The 21,646-nt window shown below is 63.8% G+C and carries 18 protein-coding genes and 1 tRNA gene; 6 read left to right on the top strand and 13 right to left on the bottom strand.

What is annotated here, in order from left to right:
* Positions 1–229 precede the first annotated feature (229 nt).
* From NKH01_RS30845 to NKH01_RS30820, 6 genes are all read right to left on the bottom strand, one after another.
* Positions 230–2,011, bottom strand: coding sequence for an NAD(P)-binding domain-containing protein (locus NKH01_RS30845; RefSeq protein WP_353024070.1), 1,782 nt, complete (start codon positions 2,009–2,011; stop codon positions 230–232).
* A 139-nt stretch (positions 2,012–2,150) separates the two neighbouring features.
* Positions 2,151–4,184, bottom strand: a complete 2,034-nt coding sequence (locus NKH01_RS30840; protein ID WP_353024068.1) for an aldo/keto reductase — start codon at positions 4,182–4,184, stop codon at positions 2,151–2,153.
* A 56-nt stretch (positions 4,185–4,240) separates the two neighbouring features.
* Complete coding sequence (locus tag NKH01_RS30835) at positions 4,241–5,338, bottom strand: ABC transporter ATP-binding protein (protein ID WP_023720570.1); 1,098 nt, start codon at positions 5,336–5,338, stop codon at positions 4,241–4,243.
* A gap of 8 nt (positions 5,339–5,346) precedes the next feature.
* Entirely contained in the window at positions 5,347–6,213 is an 867-nt protein-coding gene (locus tag NKH01_RS30830; RefSeq protein WP_352481103.1) for a carbohydrate ABC transporter permease, read from the bottom strand.
* Entirely contained in the window at positions 6,210–7,070 is an 861-nt protein-coding gene (locus NKH01_RS30825) for a carbohydrate ABC transporter permease (protein ID WP_352481102.1), read from the bottom strand. Before NKH01_RS30825 ends, NKH01_RS30830 begins: the two co-directional genes overlap by 4 nt.
* Before the next feature lie 208 nt (positions 7,071–7,278).
* The gene (locus NKH01_RS30820) at positions 7,279–8,550 is read right to left on the bottom strand and encodes an ABC transporter substrate-binding protein (protein ID WP_352481101.1); all 1,272 of its coding nucleotides are present in this window, start codon (positions 8,548–8,550) and stop codon (positions 7,279–7,281) included.
* Positions 8,551–8,656: 106 nt separating this feature from the next.
* Here NKH01_RS30820 and NKH01_RS30815 point away from each other — a divergent pair, with 106 nt between their 5' ends.
* Complete coding sequence (locus NKH01_RS30815) at positions 8,657–9,529, top strand: helix-turn-helix domain-containing protein (RefSeq protein ID WP_352481100.1); 873 nt, start codon at positions 8,657–8,659, stop codon at positions 9,527–9,529.
* Between the two features lie 14 nt (positions 9,530–9,543).
* On the opposite strand, the gene NKH01_RS30810 is transcribed toward NKH01_RS30815, so the two are convergent.
* The 3 genes from NKH01_RS30810 to NKH01_RS30800 form a co-directional block, all read right to left on the bottom strand.
* Positions 9,544–10,782, bottom strand: a complete 1,239-nt coding sequence (locus tag NKH01_RS30810; RefSeq protein WP_353024064.1) for a M24 family metallopeptidase — start codon at positions 10,780–10,782, stop codon at positions 9,544–9,546.
* 316 nt (positions 10,783–11,098) lie between these two features.
* A complete protein-coding gene (locus NKH01_RS30805) occupies positions 11,099–11,437 on the bottom strand; it encodes a hypothetical protein (RefSeq protein ID WP_353024062.1) in 339 nt (112 codons plus the stop codon).
* A 278-nt stretch (positions 11,438–11,715) separates the two neighbouring features.
* Positions 11,716–11,790 (bottom strand) — tRNA-Gly (locus tag NKH01_RS30800).
* A 231-nt stretch (positions 11,791–12,021) separates the two neighbouring features.
* Between NKH01_RS30800 and NKH01_RS30795 the strand changes: the two genes are divergently transcribed.
* From NKH01_RS30795 to NKH01_RS30780, 4 genes are all read left to right on the top strand, one after another.
* Entirely contained in the window at positions 12,022–12,519 is a 498-nt protein-coding gene (locus NKH01_RS30795) for a prolyl-tRNA synthetase associated domain-containing protein (protein WP_353024060.1), read from the top strand.
* A gap of 86 nt (positions 12,520–12,605) precedes the next feature.
* Positions 12,606–13,598, top strand: a complete 993-nt coding sequence (gene trxA, locus NKH01_RS30790) for a thioredoxin (RefSeq protein ID WP_352481097.1) — start codon at positions 12,606–12,608, stop codon at positions 13,596–13,598.
* A gap of 163 nt (positions 13,599–13,761) precedes the next feature.
* Positions 13,762–14,433 carry an LON peptidase substrate-binding domain-containing protein gene (locus NKH01_RS30785; RefSeq protein ID WP_023720579.1) on the top strand — a complete coding sequence of 224 codons (672 nt, stop codon included), beginning with the start codon at positions 13,762–13,764 and terminating at the stop codon, positions 14,431–14,433.
* 205 nt (positions 14,434–14,638) lie between these two features.
* Positions 14,639–14,875 (top strand): Trm112 family protein, encoded by a 237-nt coding sequence (locus tag NKH01_RS30780; protein ID WP_023720580.1) that lies wholly within the window; start codon positions 14,639–14,641, stop codon positions 14,873–14,875.
* A 90-nt stretch (positions 14,876–14,965) separates the two neighbouring features.
* On the opposite strand, the gene NKH01_RS30775 is transcribed toward NKH01_RS30780, so the two are convergent.
* From NKH01_RS30775 to NKH01_RS30765, 3 genes are read right to left on the bottom strand one after another with little or no spacing between them, the layout of a single operon-like run.
* Positions 14,966–18,268, bottom strand: a complete 3,303-nt coding sequence (locus NKH01_RS30775) for an error-prone DNA polymerase (RefSeq protein ID WP_353024056.1) — start codon at positions 18,266–18,268, stop codon at positions 14,966–14,968.
* The gene (locus NKH01_RS30770) at positions 18,265–19,743 is read right to left on the bottom strand and encodes a DUF6504 family protein (protein ID WP_353024054.1); all 1,479 of its coding nucleotides are present in this window, start codon (positions 19,741–19,743) and stop codon (positions 18,265–18,267) included. The genes NKH01_RS30775 and NKH01_RS30770 overlap by 4 nt, the downstream gene beginning before the upstream one ends.
* The gene (locus tag NKH01_RS30765) at positions 19,676–20,731 is read right to left on the bottom strand and encodes an ImuA family protein (protein ID WP_353024052.1); all 1,056 of its coding nucleotides are present in this window, start codon (positions 20,729–20,731) and stop codon (positions 19,676–19,678) included. The genes NKH01_RS30770 and NKH01_RS30765 overlap by 68 nt, the downstream gene beginning before the upstream one ends.
* Before the next feature lie 183 nt (positions 20,732–20,914).
* Here NKH01_RS30765 and NKH01_RS30760 point away from each other — a divergent pair, with 183 nt between their 5' ends.
* The gene (locus NKH01_RS30760) at positions 20,915–21,337 is read left to right on the top strand and encodes a metallopeptidase family protein (protein WP_023721935.1); all 423 of its coding nucleotides are present in this window, start codon (positions 20,915–20,917) and stop codon (positions 21,335–21,337) included.
* Positions 21,338–21,424: 87 nt separating this feature from the next.
* On the opposite strand, the gene NKH01_RS30755 is transcribed toward NKH01_RS30760, so the two are convergent.
* Entirely contained in the window at positions 21,425–21,631 is a 207-nt protein-coding gene (locus NKH01_RS30755) for a DUF1737 domain-containing protein (RefSeq protein ID WP_023721934.1), read from the bottom strand.
* Positions 21,632–21,646: the final 15 nt, after the last annotated feature.

Here is a 21,646-nt window from a genome sequence, read left to right as displayed (position 1 = left end):
CTGGCCCGTCTGCTTCACTGCCATCGCGATTCCCTCAGACCGTCCACCTCAGAGAATCACAATCAGCGAATTACGCAACAGGCCCCTTGTGGGAGAAGGTGTCGCCGAAGGCGACGGATGAGGGGTGCTCCAGCTTGGCACCCACGGCGATCCGTCCAACACCCCTCATCCGTCTCGGCGCTACGCGCCGATCCACCTTCTCCCACAAGGGGAGAAGGGAAAGGCGGCCCTATCGCACCGGCGCTCCATAGACTGGCGTCGGAATGCCTTCCATGCGCGCCTTGATCTGCAGCGCCACGAATTTTGAATAGAAGCGCGACAGCGCAAGATTGCCGCCGTGGAACCACAGCGCTTCCTGCGCTGTCGGCTTCCACATGTTGCGCAACTCGCCTTGCCACGGACCCGGGTCGCCTTTCACGCCCGAGCCAATCCCCCAGCACGGCCCGACCTTGTCGGCGACTTCGCGCGAAACGATCGCCGCCACTGTCTCGTTCATCGAGAGATAGCCGGTGCAGGCGATGATTGCGTCGGCCGCCAGTTCCGTGCCGTCGTCGAAGAGGATGCCTGTCGGCGTCAGCGACTTGATCCCGACGCCGCTACGGATGCCGATCTCGCCGTCGATGATCAGATCGCAGGCGCCGACGTCGATGTAGAAGCCCGAGCCGGTGCGGTAGGCCTTCATCAGGAGCCCAGTCTCGTCGTCGCCGAAATCGATGGCGAAGCCGGCGCTGCGCAAGCGGTCGTAGAAGGCAGCATCGCGCGCCTTGATGACGTCGTAAAGCGCCCGCTGGCCTTGCGGCAGCAGCGCGAACGGCGTCGAGGCGACGATCATGTCGGCCTTTTCAGTGGTGATGCCGCGGGCCAGCGCCTTTTCCGAGAAGATCTCGAAGCCGATCTCCATCAGCGTGTCCGACTTGACCACCGTCGTCGGCGACCGCTGGACCATGGTCACCTCGGCGCCGCTCTCCCAGAGATCGACGCCGACGTCATGGCCGGAACTTGCCGCGCCGATGACGGCGACCCTTTTGCCGCGGAATTTCTCGCCGTTGGAATACTGGCTGGAATGCAGGATCTCGCCCTGAAAGACCTCGGCACCCGGCAGGTCGATGCGCCTGGGCGGGCCATAAGCACCGGTCGCGAAGACGATGTGCCTGGGCTTCAGCGTGATGCGCTCGCCGGCGCGGTCGAGCTCGACCGTCCAGACCTTTTCGGTCTCGTCATAGGAGGCACTGACGCATGCCGTAGAGGTCCAGTAATTGAGCTCCATGACGCGCGTATACATCTCCAGCCAGTCGCCCATCTTGTCCTTGGGGGTGAACACCGGCCAGTTTTCCGGAAACGGGATGTAGGGCAGATGGTCGTACCAGACCGGGTCGTGCAGCACGAGCGAGCGATAGCGGCTGCGCCAGGAATCGCCGGCCTGGGCGTTCTTCTCGATGACGATGGCCGGCACGCCCAATTGCCTGAGCCGCGCCCCCAGCATGATGCCGCCCTGGCCGCCGCCGATGACCAGGCAATAGGGCTGCTGGCTAACGCCGAGGTCACGCGCCTCGCGGCGCCTTGCCTCCAGCCAGGTTTCGCGTTCCGGATCGGCCTTGTGGCGGACGCCCAGCGGCCGCGCCGGGCCTTTGCGCTCTTCAAACCCCTTGAGATCGCTCATCGCCGTGAACAGCGTCCGGCACTTGCCGTCCCTGAGGCGCATGATGCCTTGGCCCCACGCCGATGACGTCTCGAAAGAAAACCAGGCTTCGATGGTGCCTTCGTCCGAGGTGGCTTCGCCGCTGAGCTGCCATTGAGCAGGCCTTGTGGTTGCCAGCGTCGCCGCCAGCATGTCGCGGATCGCGGCGCGGCCTTCCATCGTCCTGATGTTCCAGGTGAAGGTCAAAAGATCGCGCCAGTAGCAATCCTCGACGAACAGATTGGTTGCGGCCTCGACGTCGCCCGCTTCGAGCGCTCGCGCAAAAGAACCGAGCCAGGTGGCCGCCTGTTTCGACGGTGAAATGTCGAGCATCTGTCTTCCCTATCTTCCAGTGACGTTTGCGCTGCCGCCATTCTTACCCTGTCCCGGTTCTTTGCGGGAGAGGGTGAGGGCAGCGCAAACAGTCCGGAAGCTATGGCGCAGCGCAAGGTTGAAGCGACTGCCGCTGCTGTCAGGCCCGCGCGCGGGCCTGATCCGAACCGCTGTCCAGCCATGCAAGGTCGTCCGGCGAAAGCGAAATGTCGAGCGCCTGGAGGCTGTCTTCCAATTCGTCGAGCGTGCGCGGCCCGATCAGCGGGACGGACGGGAAGGGCTGCGCCAGGACGTAGGCGAGCGCGACGTGAATCGGGCTTTTGCCGAGCCGCTTGGCGAGCTCGATGGCACGGTCGCGGCGGCCGAAATTCTTCTCCGAGTACCAGACCCGGACCAGCTCCTCATTGTCGCGCCGGTCGCGGCCGGCGCGGTCGGTGAAGAAGCCGCGGCCCTGGCTCGACCAGGCGAAATTCGGCATCTGCCGGGCGGTAAGCCAGGTCTTCCACGCGTCGCTGGAGGAGGTGACGCAGCCTGCCCAGATCGGCTCCAGCATCTCGGCCAAGGAGAAATTGTTGGAAAGCGCGCCGGGCTTCTGCTTGCCGGTGCGCTCGGCATAGGCAATCGCCTCGTCCATGCGTTCCATCGTCCAGTTCGAGCCGCCGAACGGACCGCGGATGCGGCCGGCCTTGACCTCGCGGTCCATCGCATCGACGAATTCGTCGACCGGCACGTCCGGATTGTCGCGGTGCATGAAATAAACGTCGATATGGTCGGTCTGCAGCCGCTCGAGCGACTGGGTGAGCTGCTTGCCGATGACGTCGGGATAGCAGAGCGGCGAGTGCGCGCCCTTGCCGATGACCACGGATTGCTCGCGCACGCCGCGGTTTTTCAGCCATTGGCCAAGCAGGGTCTCGGTATAGCCGGAACCGTAGACGAAGGCCGTGTCGAACAGATTGCCGCCGGCCTCGAAATAGGCGTCGAGCAGGATGGCGCCCGACGAAAAGGTGCGGAAATCCTCGAAGCCGAGCGCCAGGCACGAGGCCCGCCGCGGCAGGCCCGGAATGCTGCGCTTGGGGATGGCGGTCCCGCCGGAGCGCAGCTTCCGTCCGGAGATCGTGTTGACGCGCTTTGCCGGTTTCTCGATGTCGTATTCGAGCCCGATCGCGGCACGCCATTTGTCGAGCACGCGCAGATTGCCGAGACTGTCGGCCCAGCCCATGCCGGGCCAGGCGAACTCCTGCTTCCCGCCGAGAATGGCCTCGCCGGCGGCGTCGACCTCGAACGCGTAAAGCCAGCCGTCCTCCTTGACCTCGACCACCTCGGTGTAACCCGGACGGATGATGCGGATTTCGCCGGTGCCGCCTTGCTGGCCGCCGGCATACCAGAAATCCGCGACCTCGATGCGGCCTTTGCTGCCGAGAATGCGCAAGACATTGTCCTGAGCGAGCGAGATGCTGCAGGAGACTTCCGCGACGATGCCGCCCGGAAAATGCAACAGCGCCGACGCCCATTCGTCGACACCGGATTGGCCGAGATGCGCAGTACCCACCACTTTGTCCGGCTCGGCGAAGGGCTTTCCCGCCGCGGCGCCGGCAATCAGCCGCGCCATCGACACGGGATAGCCGCCGACATCGAGGATGCCGCCGCCGGCAAGATCCTTGGCGTAAAGCCGGTGCTCCGGCATGAAGCCCGGCATGGCGAAGCCGAAGCTGGATTTGATCATCTTGATCTCGCCGATCGCGCCGGCACTGATCAGCTCGACCAGCTTGGCCGTCTGCGGATGCAGCCGGTACATGAAGGCTTCGCCGAGAAAGGTGCCGGCCTTGCGCGCCGCATGGATCATCGCGTCGGCCTCGAAGGCGGTCAGGCCAAGCGGCTTTTCGCAAAGCACATGCTTTCCGGCCTCGGCTGCCTTGATCGCCCATTCGGCATGGCTCGGATGCGGCGTCGAAATATAGATCGCGTCGACATCCGGATCGCCAAGCAAAGCCTCGTAGCCGTCGAGGATGCGGGCGCCGGGGAAAGCCTCGGTGAGCCCGGCCTTGCCGGGATTGCGCGCCCCTAAGGCGACCAAGGTGCCGGTGCGCGAATGGGCGACGCCGCCGGCAAAGGCCTTGGCGATGTTGCCGGGCCCGAGAATGCCCCAGCGAATTTTTTCTGGTTTGGAAGTCATGTCAAATCTCCGTGGGGTGGCCGCGAGCAATCGCGATCGGACAAAAGAAAGATGGGTTAGCGAATGCGTGCGCCGGTGGCGTCGAAGAGAAGCGAGCGGTCGGCCTTGATCGACACCACCAGGTCGTCGCCGTTGGCGCGATGCCGCGAGGCCTCGCGCTCGATGATCAGTTCTTCGCGCCCGCCCCCGGTCCCGGAATTGGCATAGACATAGCTCACCGATCCCAAGTGCTCGGCGACGTCGGCCTTGAGGGTAAGGTCGCAATCGCCCTGGCCGGCGTCGAAGAAATGCTCCGGCCGCACGCCAACCACGACATCGCCGCCTATCGCAGGCAAGGCATCGGAAAGCGGCTTGCGCAGTCGCACGCCGCGATGGTTGACCAGCTCCACGATCGCCGCGCTGTTGTCGGTTCCGACCACTTTCGCCGCCAGAAAATTCATCTTCGGCGAGCCGACGAAGCCGGCAACGAAGCGGTTGGCGGGGTCGTCGTAGAGATCGAGCGGCGCGCCGATCTGCTCGATATTACCGGCGTTGAGCACGACGATCCTGTCGGCCAGCGTCATCGCCTCGGTCTGGTCGTGCGTCACATAGACCATGGTAACGCCAAGCTCCTTGTGAAGGCGCGATATCTCGACGCGCATCTGCACCCGGAGCTCGGCATCGAGATTGCTGAGCGGTTCGTCGAACAGGAACACTTGCGGCTCGCGCACGATGGCGCGGCCGATGGCGACGCGCTGGCGCTGGCCGCCCGACAATTGCCGCGGCCGCCGCTTCATCAGCTCGGCGATGCGCAGGATTTCGGAAGCCCGCTTCACCCGCCGCTCGGTATCTGCCTTGGGGTTGCCGGTCATTCTCAGGCCGAAGCTCAGATTCTGCTCAACCGTCATGTGCGGATAGAGCGCGTAGGACTGGAATACCATGGCGATGCCGCGATCGGCCGCCTCGACGTCGTTCACCACCTTGCCGCCAATGGCGATCTCGCCGTCGCTGATGTCCTCGAGCCCGGCGATCATCCGGAGCAGCGTGGACTTGCCGCAGCCGGAAGGGCCGACGAAGACGACGAATTCGCCGTCATCGATATCGATATTGGCGCCGTGGACGATCTCGAAGACGCCGAAGCGCTTGATGACGTTTTTGAGTGTGACTGCCGCCATGCTGATCCTTACTTGATAGCGCCGGCGGCGATGCCGGCGACGAAATGGCGCTGCAGAAGCACGAACACGACGAGCATTGGCGCCGTCAGCATCACCGCGCCCGCCATGATGCCGCCCCAGGACACCTTGGTGAGACCGATCAGCGTGCCGAGTGCCACGGGCGCGGTCATTGCGCCCGGCTTGGAATTGATCAGCAGCGGCCAGAGATAGTTGTTCCAGGAGGCAAGGAACAGGATGATGGCGAGCGCTGCCAGCATCGGCCGCGCCAGAGGCAGTGCGACGAACAGGAATATCCGCCATTCCTTGACGCCCTCGACTTTGGCGGCGTCGAACAGTTCGTGCGGCATCATCGAAAAGCTCTGCCGCATGAAGAGCACGCCCAGCGAATTGAACAGCGGCGGCACGATCAGCGCCACCCAGGTGTTGGCGAGCTTGAAGTCGCGCGCCACCATGATGAATTGCGGGATCAGCACGACCGCATAGGGCAGCGTGATGGTGCCGAAGATGATGGCGACGACCATGCCCTTGCCGAAGAAGTTGTAACGCGCCAGCGCCCAGCCGGCCATCGAGGTCAGCATCACCGACAGGAAGGTGTAGGTCACCGCCACCGAGACGGAGATGCCGATGGCACCGATGAAATTGGTGCCGCGCTGCAGATTGCTGACATTGTCGAGGAAATTGCCGTGCGGCAAAAGCTCGATGTCGGGGCTGAAGATGCCGTTGTCGGGCATCGTGGAAAAGACCACCATCATCCACAGCGGAAACAGCCAGACCAGCGCCAGCGGCGTCAGGAACAGATGCAGCGCGATGCTGCGGCCCAATCTGGCCTGGGAACGGCCGACCCGGGAATGGCTGATTGGGGAGCGCGAGGTCATTTCGGTTCCCTCGTCAGCCATATCTGCACCAGCGAAATGGCAATCGCCAGTCCGGCCATGGTGTAGGCGATGGCCGAAGCGTAGCCGAAATTGAGCGACCGGAAGCCCTGGCGATAAAGCAGCAGCCCGAGCGTTTCGGTGCCGCCGCCCGGCCCGCCGCGCTCGGTGATTAGGAAGGGCTCGGTGAACAGCTGCATGGTGCCGATGATCGACAGCACGGCGCAGAACACGATGATCGGCTTGAGCAGCGGCAGCGTGATGTAGAAGAACTGTTTGACCTTGCTGACCCGGTCCAGGGTCGCCGCCTCGTAAACATCCTCGGGGATGGACTGCAGGCCGGCGAGCAGGATGATGGCGTTGTAGCCGGCCCAGCGCCACGTCACCGCCATCATGATGACCGCCATCGCCGGGGTGACGTTGGTAAACCAGTCGACGTTGGGCAGGCCGATGCTGTTCAGCAATTTGTTGATGATGCCGTAGTCCAGATTGAACATCAGCCGGAAAACCGCCGAATAGGCGACCTCGCCGACCACGACCGGCGCGAAGAAGGCAAAGCGGAACAGGCCACGCGCCTTGAGCAGCGGCGAGTTCAAAAGCACCGCCATCACAATCGCTAGCGAAATCATCACCGGCACCTGGATGACAAGGATCAGCAATGTGTTCTTCAAGGCATTGAAGAAGGCCGGATCGCCGATCAGCCGGCCCCAGTTGAAGGTCGGCGCGAACCGCCACGGCACGGTGCGCGTCGCCTGGAACGAGATCAGGAAGGAATCGATGATCGGCCACAGCCAGAAGATCGAGAAGATCAGCAGATAGGGCGCAAGGAAGCGATACGCCGTGGCGTTCTGGTAGCGCATCGTTTTCCTCCTTTCTGCTTTTTCAAGTCTCTTGCCTTCTCCCCTTGTGGGAGAAGGTGGATCGGCGCGTAGCGCCGAGACGGTTGAGGGGTGCTGGCCGGAGTGCCGTCAGCGCCAAGCTGGAGCACCCCTCATCCGTCGCCTTCGGCGACACCTTCTCCCACAAGGGGAGAAGGGGAGCCGCGCGCTCGGAGCCGCCTCGTTTAGATCACGACTTGACCGGCAGGCCGGTCGCCGCGGCGATCTGGCTTGCGGCATCGTCGAGCGCTGCCTTGGCGTCGGGATAGCCCCCGGCCAGATATTTGGTCTGCACCGCGCGGATGATGATTTCGGCGTCGCTCTGGAACGGCGTACCGCGGCTGGGGACGACCTTGGGCAGGGTGCCGAGGATGTCCTTCCACACGGCTTGGCCACCCCAATAGGGCAGGCCCTCGGAGACATAAGGGTCGTTGAGCGCCGAAATTAGCGACGGCACCAGGCCGAAGCCTTTCAGCATGGTGATCTGGCCCTCATTCGTCCCTAGCGTGTATTTCAGATAGGCGTAGGCGGCTTCCTTGTTCTTCGACACCGAGGTGATGGCGAGCGAGGAGCCGCCGAGATTGGCGGCGCGCGGACCGTCGGCGGTCAGGCTCGGCATCAAATAGACGCCCCATTTGCCTGTCCCATCGGGCGATTCGGTGCGCACAGTGCCTTCATACCAGCCGCCATACATCTGCGTGGCGACCTTGCCGGCGGTGTTGTTGGTGATCTTGGTGCTCCAGTCGGCAGAGGAAATGATGCCGGCGTCCTTCATCTCCTTGATCTTGGTCATGGCATCGACGCATTTGGGCTGGTTGACCGTGATCGATTGACCATCGGCGGAGAAGTAGGCGCAGCCCTGCTCGTTGGAGATCATGCGGAAGAATTCGGAATCGCCGTTGAAATCGGCGTTGGTCATCGTGACGCCGGGATTGGCGGCCTGGATCTTCTTGGCGGCAGCGATGAAATCGTCCCAGGTCTTGATCGAGGACGGATCGACGCCGGCCTTCTCGTAGAAGTCGCGTCGGTAGAACATCGCCACCGGCCCCGAATCCCACGGCATCGCATAGGCCTTGTCGTCCACCTCGAGCTCGGTGCGCTTGAAGTCGGGGAATTTTGCCTGGTCTTCCGCGGTGTAGCCGAGCGTGTGCAGGTCGACGAAGCAATCCGGGAACTGGCTCCAGTAGTTTTCCGCTTCGCCGTTCTCGATCGTCACGATGTCCGGCAGGCCCTCGCCACCGGCGGCACAGCCGGCGATCGACTTGTCGTAGGTCGGCTGGTTGCCGAGGTCCTCGACCGTGACCTTGATGTCGGGAAACTGCTTGTTGAAGCCCGCTATGGTGGCCTTCAGCGACGAAGCGGCGATATTCCAGCTCCAGATCGTGATTTCACCGGACTGCGCAAAGGCCGGGCTGGAGCCCAAGGCAAGCGCGAGCGCGGCGCAGGTCGATTTTATGCGCATTGAAATCCTCCCATTTCAGTTGCTCTCTGTTTGCGAGCGTGGCTAGACTAGGCCTCGGGAAAGCCTTGTCCGCGACAAAGGGAATAAGAAATGAGCGGAAAGTAAGATGCCGGAAAGGCCGTTTTACCAGCCTGGCGCCAGCAGCGTAGAGGGCCTGCCGCTGCTGCTGCAGATGTTCCACACCCAGCCCCTGGTGATGCTCAAGCCGCATTGGCATGCCCAGGTCGAGGTGAATTTCATCGTGCGCGGGGCCGTGCATTACCGCATGGACGGGCACGAGCTTTCGCTCTCTGCTGGCGACATGTGTCTGTTCTGGGGTGGCCTGCCGCACCAGATGGACGAAGCCTCCGACGATGCCATCTATGCCGGCGCGCATCTGCCGCTGGTGCATTTCTTCCGGCTGCATTTGCCGATCGAGGTCCGCAACAGGCTGATGACCGGCGCGACGCTGGTGACTGACGCCACCGACCGGTCGGACGACCACAATTTCGAGCGCTGGAACCGCTATGCCCGCTCCGGCGACCCGGTGAAGGCCGAGCATGCGGTCAACGAGCTTTTGCTGCGGCTGGAGCGGGTGCGCTTCGAGCCTTACCGGCTCGTGCCCGAAACTCCGGTCGAACAGGAGATAGGCAGTCCCTTCGATCAGCAATCGCTGCGCAATGTCGGGCGCATGTGCGACTTCATCGCCGAGAATTTCCTCTACGAGATCGATTGCGTCGACATTGCCGCGGCGGCCGACATCCATCCCAAATACGCCATGAGCATCTTCAAGAAATCGACCGGCATGACGCTCAACGAATATGTGAATTTGCTGCGCCTCAGCTACGCGCAGGCGCTGCTGATGCATCAGGATGCCAATGTGCTGCGCGTCGCCATGGAATCGGGTTTCGGCTCGCTCAGCGCCTTCAACAAGTCGTTCCGCAAGCTTTCCGGCATGTCGCCGTCGGATTTCCGGAGGGGCGTGGCCGGCGCCAGATAAGGGGCCGGCTGGATTCAGCCTATAGTCTCCAGGCGCCTCGGCAAGCGGTTCATCGGCAGCGGCCCGTTCGCGGTGATCAGGAACTGGTCTTCGAGATTGAAGCTGGCGAGACCGTCGATGTAGAGCGGGATCTCGAATGCCAGCACCATGCCGGCTTCGATCACGACATCGCTGTCGGCCGAGATGAACGGCCATTGCTCGGAAAACACGGAATGGCCGACGCTGTGGCCGAAATGGCCGCGGCGATAGGAACGCAGGCCCTGGCGCGCCAGGCTTTCGCTGGCGGCGCGATGAACGGCGGCGAACGGCTTTCCGGGCATAAGCGCGGCAAGCCCATCGGCGAAGGCGCGTTCGGCTATCGCATGCAATTCGGCCTGTTCGGGCGACGGCGGCCCGAAGGTGAAATTCCGCGACATGTCCGAAGCATAGCCGTTCACGCTGCAGACCATGTCGGCCTTCAGCGGATCGCCGGCGGCGGCGACCGCATCGGCGCTTTTTGGGCGAGCGCCCAGCGTGACGTATTCGGCCGTCGCGATTTGCTGCGATAACCCGGCGGCTGCATCGGCGATGCCTTGCCGGTAGAGCGCGACCAGATCCGACTGACGCATGCCGACCGCTGCATGCTGCTGCAGCCGCGACAGGCCGGCTTCCGACAGGACGATGCCCTGCTGCAGAAGGTCGATCTCGCTTTGCGATTTGATTGCCCGCAGCCTGTCGAGGATCGGCGAGCCGTTGACCAGGGCCGTGCCGGGCAACATCGCCTGCATCGCGGACAAATCGCTGGCCGAGACAAAATCCAGCTCGATGCCGAGCGTTGCACGCTCCAGCCCGAGTTCGGCGAGCATCGTCTTCAGCTCGCGGACAGAGCGGGCAAGCTCAAAGGTCGCTGGACGTGCAAAACCGGGGGCGCGGCCAACCAGGCCGGCCTCGATGCGCTGCGCAACGGGCCGGCCGGCCGTCGCCGGCTCAAGCGACGCGGATTCGATCCAGATCGGATGCGTGCGCACCACGGCATCCGCCACCGCCGCCCGGAGCTGGGCAGCCTGGAAATCGGCAACCACTACGCCGATCGGCAGGTCGTCTCGTCTCGGGATGACCACGAAACCGGCGCCGGCCCGGCGGAACAGGCCGGCCGGGCCGATCCAGGCGCCGGTGGCATATTGGAATGCCTCAGGCTCGCAAAGCACCAATGCCTCGATATTGGCACGCTGCATCAGGTCTGTTGCGCGTTCTCGGTCGACAAAGCCGGTCACGGGATCTCCTCGCATGCAATCGAATCCGACGCCGATGCGGCGGCGTTTGGCCTCAGCGTAGCTTCAGTGCCGCTGTGGAGCAGCTTTTTTCTGGAAGCGCTGTTGACCTGCCGACCCTAAAAGCGCGTTGCGTTCGACCGGCCTCATGCGACGCGCTTCAGGTTCTTGTTTCATGCATGTCGGTGTCGCAAAACCGCTGCACAGTTTTGCGCGACATGCATCAAAGGCCTTGAGAGTTCGAACGCCAGGCGGGGAAACGAAAAAAAGCCGCGGCGAACCACGGCTTTCAACGCGACAAGTTGTCAGTTTCGAATGCTTACTCGGTTTCGTCAGAGGTGTCGTCGGCAGTGTCTGCCGCGTCTTTCGCGGCCTTCCTATCCAGCGCTGCCTGCAAGGCCAGGGTGGCCTGCGGTGAGGCCGGTGTCGTGGCAACGACCGCCATTGCATGAGCAACTCCGGTCGTCGACTTGTCCTTGGCCGCGGCCGAGGTGGCGGCTCCGTGTCCCTGCGAGCCGGCCCCAGCCGCGTTTCCGCCGTTGCCGTGGCTGCCGCCATTGCCGTTCCCGCCGCCATTGCCGCCGGGGGCAGCGAGGACCGGAGACGCGACAAGGGTGAGAGCGGCCGCCGCTGCGAATAGATAGGTGCGCGTTTTCATAATTCCTCCTTCGAGTGGCCCTCCCGCCAGGATGGGTTCCAGTGAGAAACGTGAGGACTTTCCAAAGTGGAGCCCGCTGTCCAACAAGTTCCGTTCAAATAGAGCATTCTGCAAGACGGACCTTGGTCCGAGGACGACACGCAAAAGTCCTGAATTCTATCTGCAGCGTACTTGGCGCGACCGCAGCGCCTGCTGGCAAGTGCGTCCTGTGCCGCCCAAATGCGAAAAAGCCGCGGCGGACCGCGGCTTTTCGATGCTTGATTTCCCTTGAGAGAAACTGGAGCGGGTGAAGCGATTCGAACGCTCGACCCCAACCTTGGCAAGGTTGTGCTCTACCCCTGAGCTACACCCGCTCGCGCGGCTTTCGGGCCGCAAGCCGCGCCTATATGGCTGAAGAGCGCGGCGATTGCAACAGGGAATTCGCAGGCTTTTTGCTTCGCCGGCAATGCGGACAAGCCGTCCCGCGACACGTCGCAAGGCAATCACCCCTGCATTGCGCGACGGGCTTGTCTTGGCCGCATCATTGGCCGTAAACGGCGTAGGCCGAACAAGCCGTTGAAAGCGGGCCATCAGAAGAAAGACCGATGCCGAAGACCGAAGCCGACCTTTTCGCCTTTCTTGCCGGACTCGGGATCGAGGTATCGACACAGCGGCACCCGCCGCTGTTCACTGTCGCCGATTCGCAGGTGCTGCGCGGCGAGATCGCCGGCGGCCACACCAAGAACCTGTTCCTCAAGGACAAGAAAGATAATTTCTTCCTGGTCAGCGTCGGCGAGGAGGCGGTGGTCGATCTAAAGCAGATCCATCATCTGATCGGCGCCGCGGGCCGCGTGTCTTTCGGCCGGCCGGAGATGCTGATGGAGCTTCTCGGCGTCGTCCCGGGCGCGGTCACCGTTTTCGGGCTGATCAACGACACGGAGGGAAGGGTCAAGGTCGTTCTCGACGAGGAGCTGATGAGCCATGCTGTGGTCAACGCCCACCCGCTGACCAATGAGGCGACGACTTCCATCGCCGCCACGGACCTGGTCAAATTCGTCGAGGCAACCGGACATGATGCTGTTATCTTGAAAGTCTCGGCATGATCGCCACATGGGTGACTGAAACCGGGTTCTGAAGAAGGATGTTGCGCCTGTCCCTTGGCCGGCGGCGCGACCGAAAGGGCGACGAGATGAGCGATAGCAACCCCTTTGGCCGCCCATTTGGCAGCAATGGCGGTCAGTATGCCACCACCGTGCAGTATGGCGGCACCGATGCCGCGCGTGAGAAGGTCGCACTTGCGGAGGTGCCGGCCGACGTCATCAAGGACACCACGACCGCTGGATTTGCCGCCGACGTCATCCAGGAATCGCGCCGCCAGCCGGTGCTGGTCGATTTCTGGGCGCCATGGTGCGGCCCCTGCAAGCAATTGACCCCGCTGCTGGAAAAGGCGGTGAAAGCCGCCGGCGGCAAGGTCAAGCTGGTCAAGATGAACATCGACGACCATCCATCGATCGCCGGCCAGCTCGGCATCCAGTCGATACCGGCGGTCATTGCCTTCAAGGACGGCCAGCCGGTCGACGGCTTCATGGGCGCCATTCCCGAGAGCCAGATCACGCAATTCATCCAGAAGGTCGGCGGCAAGGATGGTGGCGCACCGCAAGTGGCCGAGGCGCTGGCCGCGGCCGCCGAGGCGCGCGAGGCCGGTGACGTGCAGACCGCGGCCGACATCTACGACGCTATCCTGGAACAGGCGCCGGAGACGATCGAGGCGATCGCCGGCTTGGGCGATCTGCTGTTCGAGGCCGGCGATACCGAAGGTGCCGATGCGATGCTGGCGCGGGCGCCGGAGGCAAAGAAGGATGCGCCGCAGCTCGCCGCGCTGCGCGCCAAGATGGCGCTCGCCGCGCAAGCAGCAGTGCTCGGCAATCCGGCGGAACTGGAACGGCGGCTGGCCGAAAATCCCGGGGATCACCAGGCGCGGTTCGAGCTTGCGATGATCCAGAACGCCAAGGGTGATCGCATGGCGGCGGCCGACAATCTGCTGGCGATCATCAAGGCCGACCGCTCGTGGAACGACGATGGCGCCAGAACCCAGTTGCTGCAGCTCTTCGAGGCATGGGGCATGACCGACGAGGCAACGCTGTCGGCACGGCGCAAACTGTCGTCGCTGCTGTTTTCCTGAGCCGGCGCAGACTGTTTTGTCCGGCGGGCTTGCGGTCGGCGGCGGCTGCGCCAGATTAGGTTTTCGGACGGCATTCGATTTCGGGTTTCCGGTGTCGCGCCTTGTGCCGGCCGGGAGGAGACGGGTTTGGTGCGCTTCCTGACGAAGCGATCGGAGGATTGAGGTGCAGGCGGGAAACGCGCATTACCGACTCGCTGCGGACTTACCGTCGACCATGCCGATCTTTCCGCTTGAGGGCGCATTGCTGCTGCCGGGAGGCCGCATGCCGCTCAACATCTTCGAGCCGCGCTATCTGCAGATGGTCGATGAGGCGATCGCCGGGGCGCGGCTGATCGGCATGATCCAGCCCAGCCTCGACGGTGCGCTGCGTCCCGACGGCGAGCCGGAACTCTGCAATGTCGGCTGTGCCGGGCGCATCATCGCGCTGTCCGAGAGCGGCGACGGTCGTTATCTGATTTCGCTGCAGGGCGTGTGCCGGTTCCGCATTGTCCAGGAACTCACCGTCAGGACGCCGTTTCGCCAGTGCCGGTTGGCACCCTTTCTCACCGATCTCGACGACGACCAGGCGGAAGCCGAGATCGACCGGCCGGCGCTGCTCAAAGCGTTTCGCGCCTATCTGCAGGCCAACGATCTGGAGGCCGACTGGGAAAGCGTCAGCCGCGCCGAAAACGCCATGCTGGTCAACGCGCTGTCGATGATGGCGCCCTACGGGCCGGCCGAGAAACAGGCGCTGCTCGAAGCGGCCGATCTAAAGACACGTGCCGAAACGCTGATCGCCATCACCGAAATGGCGCTGGCGCGCGACAATGAGGATTTCGGTTCGAGTTTGCAGTAGGCTCTTGCCTTCTCCCCTTGTGGGAGAAGGTGGATCGGCGCGTAGCGCCGAGACGGTTGAGGGGTGCTGGACGGAGTGCCGTCGGTGCCAAGCTGGAACACCCCTCATCCGACCGAGATTCGCTCGGCCACCTTCTCCTACAAGGGGAGAAGGGAAGTCCGCGCGCGAAACCCCGAAGCGGTTGCCTTGTGGAAGGACGGATCGAATGGCGGATGGACGTGACGGGAACAGGACTGTCGATCCCAAGCTGCTGGAACTGCTGGCCTGCCCGCTGACCAAGGGGCCGCTTGCCTGGGATCCGGAGCGCGGCGAGCTTGTCTCGCGGGTGGCAAAGCTTGCCTATCCGGTGCGGGACGGCATTCCTATCATGCTGCCATCGGAGGCGCGGGTCATCGCCATAGACGATGCCATGCCACCGCCGCGCCTGGGTGGCTCGGAATAAGGGCCGCTCCGCAGCGATCCTTCGCGCCCCCCTCTGTCCTGCCGTCATCAAATTCCGCACCGCAGCAACGCTCTGACGAAGACAGGGGGCCTATTGAAAATTGCGTCCCTTGGGCATGACCTTCTCCGCCTTTCCCAATAATTCCGTTTGCGCGATGCTGCCCGGCCGAGCCTCGTCTGTACGGCTCGAAGGCTCAGGTCCTGCCTCTTCCAGCAGCACCGACAGCCACGGCGTCAGATCCTCGACCTTCTCGGCGACGATATGGATGACGTCCGATTCCGATTGCAGCTTGCCGGTGACGCGGATGAGACGTGCGCCCATGACGATGGGGCGGAAGCGGTCGAAAGTCCTTTCCCAGAAAATGATGTTGGCGACCGCATTCTCGTCTTCCAGCGTCAGGAAAATCGCCTTGCCATTGCCCGGCCGCTGCCGCACCAGCACGAGGCCGGCGACCGAAACGCGCCGGCCGTCCCGCACCTGGCCGAGCCGCGCATTGGGCGTGACGCCGGACCGATCCAGCCTTTGACGCAGGAAGGCGACCGGGTGCGCCTTCAGCGACAGGCCGAGCGAGCGGTAGTCGTGGACGACGTGCTCGCCGAGCGGCATTGTCGGGAGCCGGGTTTCAGGCTCGAGATCGCGCAAGCGGATCGCCGGCTGATCGAACAGCGGCAGCTTTTCGGCGGCACTCTTGCCGTCGAGCGCGCGGACCGCCCATAGAGCGTTGCGGCGGTTCAATCCAAGCGAGCGGAAGGCGTCGGCCTGCGCCAGCTTTTCGATCTCGTCGACGTTGAGGCCCGAGCGCAGCCAGACATCGCGCACGGATGTGTAGCCGTCGCCGCGCCTCACCACAAATGCTTCCATGCGCTCCTTCGACAGGCCTTTGACCTGGCGAAAGCCAAGCCGGACGGCATGGCTGGTCCGGATGACACCGCGCATTTGAACATGGCGGTCGAGAATGCGGGCCGGATCGAAAGGCGATTGCTCCAAGGCGCAATCCCAGCCGGAAAAGTTGACGTCGACCTCTCGGATCTCGACGCCATGATCATGCGCGTCGCGGACAAGCTGAGCCGGCTGGTAAAAACCCATCGGCTGGGAATTCAGAATCGCGGCGCAGAACACGTCGGGATAGAAGGTCTTGAACCAGCAGGAGGCATAGACCAGCAGGGCGAAGGAGGCGGCATGGCTTTCGGGAAAGCCGTATTCGCCAAAGCCCTCGATCTGCTTGAAGCAACGCTCGGCGAAGTCTTTTTCGTAGCCCTTGGCAACCATGCCGTCGACCATCCTCTTGCGGTAATTGCCGATCGTGCCGGTGCGCTTGAAGGTGGCCATGGCGCGGCGCAATTCATCGGCCTCGCCCGGCCTGAAGCCGCCGGCAACGATGGCAATCTTCATTGCCTGTTCCTGGAACAGCGGCACGCCCAGCGTCCTGCCGAGTATTTTTTCCAGTTCCGGCTTCGGGTATTCGGGCTTTTCCTTGCCTTGCCGGCGGCGCAGATAAGGGTGGACCATGTCACCCTGGATCGGGCCGGGCCGCACGATTGCCACCTCGATGACGAGATCGTAGAAGTTTTTCGGCCGCAGCCGCGGCAGCATCGACATCTGCGCGCGCGATTCGATCTGGAAGACGCCGATCGTGTCGGCGCGGCAGATCATGTCGTAGACATGTTTGTCCTCGGCCGGGAGAGTGGCCAACACATAGGGTTGGCCATATGCGTCCCGCGCCTCGGGATAATGATCCTGGAGCAGGGTGAAGGCGCGCTGCAGGCAGGTCAGCATGCCGAGCGCCAGCACGTCCACTTTAAGGATTTTCACCGCGTCGAGGTCGTCCTTGTCCCACTCGACCATCTTGCGCTCGTCCATCGCCGTCTTGACGATGGGTACGATCTCGTCGAGCCGGTCCCTTGTGATGACGAAACCGCCGACATGCTGCGACAAATGGCGGGGAAAGCCCATGATCTCGTTGGCGCATTCGATCACATGCCTTGTCGAGGGATCGGTCTGATCGAGGCCGCCGGCTTTTGTCTCCTTTTCGCCGAGCTCCGAGGTCGACCAGCCCCAGATCGAACTGGACAGCGCGCTCCGGACGTCGTCCGACAGGCCCATCGCCTTGGCCACTTCGCGCACCGCAGAGCGGCCGCGGTAGCTGACGACGGCGGCGGCCAGCGCGGTGCGCTTGGTGCTGTATTTGGAATAGATGTACTGGATGACCTCCTCGCGCTTTTCATGCTCGAAATCGACATCGATGTCGGGCGGCTCGTTTCTTTCTTCGGAAATGAAGCGCTCGAAAAGCGTGTCGATCTTGTCCGGGCCAACTTCGGTGATGCCGATGCAGAAGCAGACGATCGAGTTGGCGGCGGAGCCGCGCCCCTGGCAGAGAATGTTCTGGCTGCGGGCGAATTTGACGATGTCGTAGACAGTCAGGAAATAGCGCGCGTAGTTCAGGCGCTCGATCAGAGCGAGCTCCTCCTCGATGCGCTGCGTCACAAAAGCGGGCACGCCCGAGGGGTAGCGGATGGCGGCCCCCTCCTTGGCCAGCCTTTCCAGCTCGGCCTGTGGCCCGAGGCCCGATTCCGTCGGCTCGTCGGGGTAGTTGTATTGCAGGTCACTGAGCGAGAAGCTCAGCTCGCCGGCAAAACGCAGCGTTTCCGCCAGCGCTTGCGGATGCCTGCGAAAAAGCCGTGCCATCTCCAGCGGCGGCTTTAAGTGACGCTCGGCATTGGCCATCAACTCCAGCCCCACCTCGGCGACGGGCACATTGAGGCGGATCGCCGTCAGCACGTCCTGCAGCGGGCGCCGTTCCGACGTATGGTAGAGCACATCGTTGGTCGCCATCAGCGGGATGCCGGCCAGCTCGGCCATCGCCGCCGCCTGCTCGATACGGAAGCGGTCGCTGCCGCGGTAATCCGGCGAAACCGCAAACCGCAGGCTTTCGCCGAAGCGATCCGTGAGCCGGCTAAGCACAGCAAGGCTATCGGCCGCGCCCGTCGACACATCCGGCAGGATGGCCAGCGACAAGAGATCGCCCCATTCGAGAAGATCGCTTTGTTTGAGAAGCGTTGCTCCCTTTTCGTTTTCGTCGCGCAAATTGGCCTGCGTCAGCATGCGGCAGAGATGGCCCCAGCCCTTGCGGTTCTGCGGGTAAGCGAGAATGTCCGGCGTGCCGTCGCAAAATACCAGGCGGCAGCCGGGATGATAGGAAACACCCTCCACCTTGGCCTGCTGCCAGGCGCGCACGACGCCCGCCACCGTATTGCGGTCGGCGAGCCCGATCGCTGAAAACCCCATGAATTTCGCCGCGACCACCAGCTCCTCCGGTTTCGAGGCGCCGCGCAGGAACGAGAAGTTCGACTGGATGCCGAATTCGGCATAGGGAACGGCTGTCAGCGCATTCATGCGAAGACTCCATGCATGAACCAGCGCGGAGCGGGCTGCGAGGCGCCGTAGAGGCCTTGGCGGTAAAGCCAGTAACGGCGGCCGTCGGCATCCTCGATGCGGAAATAGTCCCGGGTCGGCGCATCTTCCCGTCCCGCCGCCTCTCGCCACCATTCAGGCGCAATGCGCTCCGGCCCTTCGGCGCGCGCGACCCGGTAGAGCGCGCGCCGCCAGCGGAAGTTCAAAGGTGGGCCTTCCGGCATTTCGGTGGCCGGCACCTCGATCGGCTCGGGCGAACGGAAAAGCCGGATCGGCCGTTCCGGCTGGAAGACGGTCGTGGGAGCATCCTTCACCTTGTCCGGCTGCTTCGGCGGCGAGCTTCTCTGCGGCGCTTCGGCGAAGGGAATGGCGGCGACGGCGCGCTCCGGCAGATGGCTCTCGACGGCGACCGGCTTCAAGACCGCGCCTTCGCCGAGCCGGGCGCGGATGCGGTCGGCAAAAAGCGCGATGTCGGCGCCCCCGTCGTTCGTCTCGCCGGCAAGGTCTGCCTGCTGCATGTCGAAGGCGGCGGCGGTCAGCACCGAGAGGCGCGCGAGATCGAAACCATAGCCGGCGTCGATATCCTGTTCGAGCGCGGCAAGCCTTTCGTGAAACAATTTCTGGATCAGCAGCGGCTCGCGCAAAGGTCGCGAGGTGCCGACGGCGATGCGGCTGACGCCGCCATCGACGCGAAAGAGCAGCAGCGCCAGCCGCCTTGCGCCCTCGCCGCGACGCTCGAGGTCCTTCTTCAATGTGGCCGCCAGCATGCCTGTCAGCCGCTCGATGTCCTCGGTCAGCATGATCGGCTCGGCGAGGTGGCGTTCGACCGAAAGCGGCGCGACCGGCAGGCGCGGCGACACGGCTTCGTCGAGGCGGCCGAGCGCCTGGTCGAGGCGCAATAGCAGCGATGCGCCGAAGCGGCGGGCCAGCGGCGCGCGCGGTGCCGCCATGACGGCGCCCGCCGTGCGCAGGCCGACGCTTTCGAGGCTGGCGCGGACCTCTGGATCGATGCGCAGTGCCGCCAACGGCAAGGGCGCGAGAAGCGCTTCCTCCTCACCATCGGGAACGATGCGGTCGCCGGCAAACCGCGCCGCCGCCCAGGCCGAGCCCGGCGTGGCGGCAAGCCCGGCGCGGACATCGAAGCCCTGATGGAAAAAACGCGACAGGATGTCGTCCAGCATCGAGCGTTCGCCGCCGAAAAGATGGGTGCAGCCGGTGACGTCGAGATAGAGGCCATCGGCCCCGTCGAGCGCCACCAGCGGGGTATAGCGGTCGCACCAGTCGGCGAGGCCTTCGAGCAGGCGCCGGTCGGCTTCCGGATCGGCCTCCACGATGTCGATCGAGGGATGCATGGCGCGTGCATCGGCTATGCCCATGCCGCGTTTCAGGTTAAGCGCCTCGGCCCGCTCGTCGAGGGCGGCGATGCGCTGGGCGTTCCGGTCGCGGTGACTGATCACCAGCGGCAGGTGATCCGACGGCCGGGAACGCCAGGACCGCCCCAGGCGCTGTCGCAGGATCCTCTCGGCGGCGAGATGTGGAAACCACAGGGACAGGATTCTTTGCCCATTCCTCGCCCCGTCTTTCTTCGAATATGCGTTCATCGGGGTTCCACTCCAGTGTGAATTTTCCGGGCAAGGCAGTGCGGCTCTTGCCGATGGTGATGGTGAAGGCGGGCCGGCCGATCGAGCCGGCGAGCGGCCCGGCGATCGTCTCGCGCGCTGCCGCCGGTGCCGCCGACAGGATGAGGCGGACGGGCGCTGCCGTCGGCTCGGGCTCGCCGGCCTGGCGCAGCAGGAACAGCGGCCGGCCGGCACTCTGCGCCCGGGCGTGCAGCCGCCGCGTCGCGGTGAGATCCAGCCGCTGCGGGTTGCCACGGATTTCGAGGATGACTGCGGCCAGCGCCGTCATCCTGGCGGCCTCATCGGCGACCCACAGCGCATCGAGCAGCCTTGGCGCCTCGGAAAACAGCAATTGCTCCGGCTCGATGCCGAAGAAGGCGTGAAGCCCCCCGGCATAGGGAAAGCCGGCCTCGCGGAAAACCTCGGATGTGCCGATCCACAGCACCGGCAGTCGCGGCCCCTGGCTGAGGATCAGGCTGATGAGCGACAGGACAAAACCGGCGACTGCTCCGGCATCGCGGGTCGCGGCGCCATGAAACTCGCTCAGCGCCGCCTTCGGCAGGCCGCCGCTCAGCGCAGCATCGAGGCGCTCGGCACCGGTGCGCAAAAACGCATCGGGCGGCGCCACGGCGAGGCCGCGACGGACAATCGTCAGATTCCGAGCGGGTGTCGGATTCCGAGAGGATGCCAGACTCTGGCGAGGCACATCCGCGTCAAACGACGAACCGGCCGGCGCTTCCAGGCGCTCGGACAAGGTCCCTTCGATCTTCGCGATCTGGCGGCGCAGGGCAAAAACAGTCTCCCGCGCCACGGCGCTTGTCGCCATGACGGTCAGCTTCCACTCACAATTGTTCCTGTTATGTTCCTATAGATTCCAGAGGGCGGCCAAAGAGTCAAGCGGAGTCATGGGGAATTTATTCCTGCCTTGATGGCATGGTCCGGGCGCTCCAGCCCGACCATTTGCCGAGTCCGGCCCGAAAGCCTATATGCCGGGATCAAAGGACAAAGCATGGCTCGCATCTACCAAACACGCATCTGGCACGACCAGCTTTCGCCAACGATGGAGGAAATCGAGCTCCTGGCGCTGGAGGCCTATGCCCATCTGCCGGAGGAGTTTCGCAAGCTGACCGGCGAGATCGTCATTCAGATCGCCGAATTCCCGACCGACGAGATCATGGACGACCTTTCGCTGGAAACGCCCTTCGACCTGCTCGGCCTGTTCGAGGGGCGCGGCATCGCCGAGCGCTGGAATCCGCAGACCGGCGAAGGCCCGAACCGGATCACGCTCTACCGCCGCGCCATCCTCGACTACTGGGCCGAGAACGAGGAGACGCTGGGCGACATCGTCACCCATGTGCTGATCCATGAGATCGGTCACCATTTCGGCCTGTCGGACGATGATATGGAGAAGATCGAAGAGGCAGCGGAGTGACGTCGTTTTGACTGGAGAGCGCAGCGTTCCTTCGCGCCAGCGTCCAGAAGTGTCCCGCATTCGCGGGCACCCGAAGCGATGTCAGCGCTACCAGTCGCTGAGCTTGGTGTCGGGGCCGTATTCCTGGCCTTCGATGTCCTTCACCACCGCCTGGCCGCAGCGCATGGTCTTGGCATTCTTGTCATAGGCATAGGTCGGCGAGCCGAACAGGTGCCAGCCCTTGTTGAGCGCCGCCGTCACCTTGTGGCAGAAGCTGGCGTCGTCCGGGCCGGACAAAAAGCGGTAGAGTTTCATTTTCAATCCCGTCGT

The organism is Mesorhizobium sp. M1403 (assembly GCF_040317695.1).
Lineage (GTDB): Bacteria > Pseudomonadota > Alphaproteobacteria > Rhizobiales > Rhizobiaceae > Mesorhizobium.
The sequence above is the reverse complement of the archived record's forward strand: the minus strand, read 5'-3'. Positions and strand labels throughout refer to the sequence as shown.